Below are 3991 nucleotides of genomic sequence, written 5' to 3'. Positions count from 1 at the left end.
ATCCTCGACCAACCGTACGCGTGGTTGGCCCAGCATAACCTCGCGATGGCGATAGTGACGTTCACGGACGCGTGGGCTCGCCTGCCGTTCGCGATGATCGTCCTGCTGGCCGGTTTGCAGTCCATTCCGAACCACATGTACGACGCGGCGAAGGTCGACGGGGCGACGACGTTCCAGACGTTTCGCGCCATCACGCTGCCGTACCTGCGGCCGTACGTCGCCATCGTCGCGCTGATGAACTGGATGTTCGCCTTCCGCGCGTTCGCCATCATATTCCCGCTGTCACGGGGTGGTCCCGGAACGCGGACGACGGTGTTCAGCCTCTACATCTATCGGGAGGGGATGATCAACTTCGACTACGGATACGCGTCGGCAATCGCAATGTTCATCATCCTCATCTCATTGATCGTCGCCGTGATTTACGTTACGAAAATAATGGGAGGTGTTCAGGACTCATGAGTACGCCAAACGAAGGGTACGAACGGATCAGCTACGAGAGCAAACAGCGATTCTGGGATGTCATCGAGAGCCCGTATATCGTGCATCTCGTGCTCGCACTCGCGGTATTGAGCGTCATCGTCCCTCTATTCTGGGAGCTACTCACGTCGTTCAAGACGAACGAGGCGGTGTATAACCTCCACTATCTACCACGCAATCCGACGTTGGAATCGTACTACCAGGTGCTCATCGGCCAGCACTACTGGAAGGCGTTGCTAAACAGCATCATCATCTCGTCGGTGACAACCGTCGTCGTGATGGGTCTCGCTACTCCGGCGGGGTACGCGTTCAGTCGCTATCGCTTCCGTGGCGACAACATCATTTTCATCGGGGTGTTGTTCTCGCGACTGTTCCCGCCCATCGGCCTCGTCGTTCCGTACTACCAGATCATGTCGTGGGGAGGGTTGCTGAACACGCTGCCGGGAATCATCATCGCCCAGATTTACCTCTGGTTGCCGTTGATGATCTACATCATGCGGAACTTCTTCATGTCCATCCCGCCCGCTCTAGATGAGTCGGCTCGGGTGGACGGCTGTACGAAGTTCCAAGCGTTCTGGAAGATAGCGTTGCCGCTCGCGGCCCCCGGTGTCGCCGCCTGCGCCATCCTCACCTTCCTTTACTCGTGGCGGGAGTTCCTCTTCTCGCTCATCGTGACCACGGATCTGCAGTCCATGCCGATTTCCGTCGCGGTCTTCAAATTCGTCGGCGACGTGTCCGTCCAGTGGGCGGGACTCGCCGCTGCGAGCATCGTTGCCGTCCTTCCGACCATCCTCATCGTGGTGTTCTTCCAACGCTACATCGTGAGCGGGCTGACAGCGGGGGCGTTGAAGGAATGACCGCACAGGAGCCAAACCACAACGAACGGAGAACAATATGAGCGAATCCGAAAATACGATACAATCGAATATCGACGACGAATCGAACGACGACCACAACGTCCGAATCGACGAGTTCACGAAGGTGTACCGGTCCGGCGGCGAGGACGTCGTCGCCGTCGAGAACCTCAACATCGACATCCGTCGCGGCGAGTTCCTCGTGTTCGTCGGCCCGTCGGGCTGCGGGAAGACCACCACCCTTCGGACCGTCGCCGGCTTGGAGGAAGCTACCGAGGGCCGTATCTGGATCGAGGGTAACGACGTCACAGGAAAGGACCCCCGGGAGCGGGGTATCGCGATGGTGTTCCAGAACTACGCGCTGTATCCACACATGACGGTTCGAGAGAACATGTCGTTTCCACTTCGCATCCGGAACTATCCCGACGACAAGGTGAAATCACGGGTCGAGGAGGCCGCCGGCCTCCTCTCCATCGACGACCTGCTCGGACGCAAACCGAGCGAACTCTCCGGCGGCCAACAACAGCGCGTCGCGCTCGGCCGCGCCATCGTCCGGGAACCCTCGGTGTTCCTGATGGACGAACCGCTGTCGAACCTCGACGCCAAACTCCGCGTCCAGATGCGAACGGAACTCAACGAGATTCACAAGCGTGTCGGGAAGACGACCATCTACGTGACGCACGATCAGGCGGAGGCAATGACGCTCGGTGACCGCGTCGTCGTGTTGAACAACGGCGAACTCCAACAGATAGGACCGCCACAACACCTGTACGATAATCCCACGAACCAGTTCGTCGCAGGCTTCATCGGCGAACCGCCGATGAACTTCATCCCGGTGGACCTTCGCGAGACTCCGGACGGATACGAGATACATGCCGACGGCTTGTTCACCATCGACCTCCCCGAGCAGCACGTTCGCGCCGTGGACGCCTGGAACGGGCCGCTCCACTCCATCACCCTCGGTGTCCGACCCGAGGACCTTCACGACGCAGAATCCGACGGCCAGCGTCACGGGGAGACCTTCGAAGCGTTTGTCAAAGTCGTCGAGCCGATGGGGTCCGACAAGTTCCTCACGCTCACGCCACCGGATGGAGGCGTCGAGTTTACCGCCCGCGTCATCCCCGACAGCACGGCCGTTGAGGACGCCACCATCACCCTCTCGCCGAACTTGGAAAAGATACACCTCTTCGACGACGACAGCGGGCAGAACATCACGACGAGATAGACTTCTCGAACCGTTTTTCGTCACTGTATGTGCACAGTACGAGCGTACCGGTGGGGACGTCGCTCACAACGCGTTAGACCCGACGGAGATGATCGAGCGCGTCGACGATGGTCGAGTTCCCGCCGAACGCACCGGCCTTCGTGACGACGGGTGCACCGTCGCCACTCCCGCCACGAATCTCGCCGACTGGGACGCCGATATCGATTTCCTCGCCATGGAGTGCGAGACCGTCCGCGTCGAGTCGGTCGAGGATGCTCTTCGCGATGGAACCGCCGGTGAGAAACAGTCCGTCGGGGCTTCGTTTCGTCCAGACCACACGGGTAGCGACGCCGAGGGAGGCGGTTATCCGCTCGCGGGCTTCGCGTCCCGAGATGTTCACGTCCTTGGCAGCCTCCAGCGTCGCGGCGACGGTATCGCTGTCGGACGCCGCTGTAAGGACGACTGCTGGTTCCGTCTGAAACCGTTCGAGGCACTCTTCGGCGGCATTCTTCGCGGCGTCGTCGGGAGCAGTCACAGCGGTTCGGGCATCGAGATGGACGACCTGGCTCTTGGGGACCGTATCGAGTTGTGTAAGCGTCCTCGGGTTCACGCTCCCAGCGACGCCGAAGGCGATGCCGCTGGAGTTTGTGGCGACAGATGGTGACCCTTTACCGGCCTCGCCGGGAGAACGGACATACTCGGCGAGTCCGGCACTGCCGACCAGAAGCACATCCCCATCGTGCTCGTGAGCACCAGCCGCGACAGCGTCGAGGTGTGAATCGTGAACGATGTCGAAGACGACGACGAGGCGGTCGTCGGCCTCGAACCCATCGGGACGCTGAAACGCATCGACGGTCGAACGGCTGGCGACGCATTCGACACCCGCGTGGACGACTGGGCCGCCGATTTGCTCACGGAGGAGACGGGGGACGTGGGAGGTATTGATATTGCTGTCTGGGTCCATCCCCACCTCGGTATCGGTGAGGAGTTCACCGTCGACGAGGTGATTGCCGCACGCGGTAAGGCGTCCGTTCGAGGGATATGCCGGTGCGACTGCCGTCGCTTCGGCGTCCATGGCGTCGTGTGCGGCGGCGATTTCGACGCCGACGTTCCCGCGGAGCGTCGAGTCTACCTTCTTGTAGACGATTGACGCGTCGGTGGACGCGACGACGCTTCGAACCCTTGCGGCTGCCTCGTCGGGGGAGACGTAGCGCGAGTCGGTGTCGGCGACAATAACTGCCGCCTCGGGAGTGTCGAACTCCGGGTCGAGGCGAACGAAAGTCCCGTACCCCCGCATGGCGAAGGAGTGACCCGTGTCCATCGCACCGGTCAAGTCGTCGGCGACGACGAGGGTTCGGTCAGCAGCCATCGACCCAAACGGCGACGCCATCGTTTTCGTCGCAGAACCACGTGTCGGGCGACCGCGAGGCGGGGAAAACTCCCAGTGGAACTGCTG

Annotated in this window: 4 protein-coding genes; 3 read left to right on the top strand and 1 reads right to left on the bottom strand. The window is 61.2% G+C overall.

Going from position 1 to position 3991, the window contains the following annotated elements; all coding sequences use genetic code 11:
• The 3 genes from WBV42_RS06075 to WBV42_RS06065 all read left to right on the top strand — a co-directional run.
• Nucleotides 1–459, top strand: a 459-nt coding sequence (locus WBV42_RS06075) for a carbohydrate ABC transporter permease (RefSeq protein WP_423985231.1), incomplete at its 5' end; no start/stop codon positions are given.
• On the top strand, nt 456–1334 hold the full coding sequence (locus tag WBV42_RS06070; RefSeq protein WP_423985230.1) for a carbohydrate ABC transporter permease: 879 nt from the start codon (nt 456–458) through the stop codon (nt 1332–1334). The genes WBV42_RS06075 and WBV42_RS06070, both read left to right, overlap by 4 nt.
• Nucleotides 1335–1371: 37 nt before the next feature.
• Nucleotides 1372–2556 carry an ABC transporter ATP-binding protein gene (locus tag WBV42_RS06065; protein ID WP_423985229.1) on the top strand — a complete coding sequence of 395 codons (1185 nt, stop codon included), beginning with the start codon at nt 1372–1374 and terminating at the stop codon, nt 2554–2556.
• 73 nt (nt 2557–2629) lie between these two features.
• On the opposite strand, the gene WBV42_RS06060 is transcribed toward WBV42_RS06065, so the two are convergent.
• Nucleotides 2630–3991 (bottom strand): four-carbon acid sugar kinase family protein (locus WBV42_RS06060; protein WP_423985228.1); only part of this gene is annotated, 1362 nt, incomplete at its 5' end.

Origin of the sequence: Haladaptatus sp. (assembly GCF_049589095.1) — an archaeon.
In the GTDB taxonomy this organism is placed as follows: Archaea; Halobacteriota; Halobacteria; order Halobacteriales; family Haladaptataceae; genus Haladaptatus.
The sequence above is the reverse complement of the archived record's forward strand: the minus strand, read 5'-3'. Positions and strand labels throughout refer to the sequence as shown.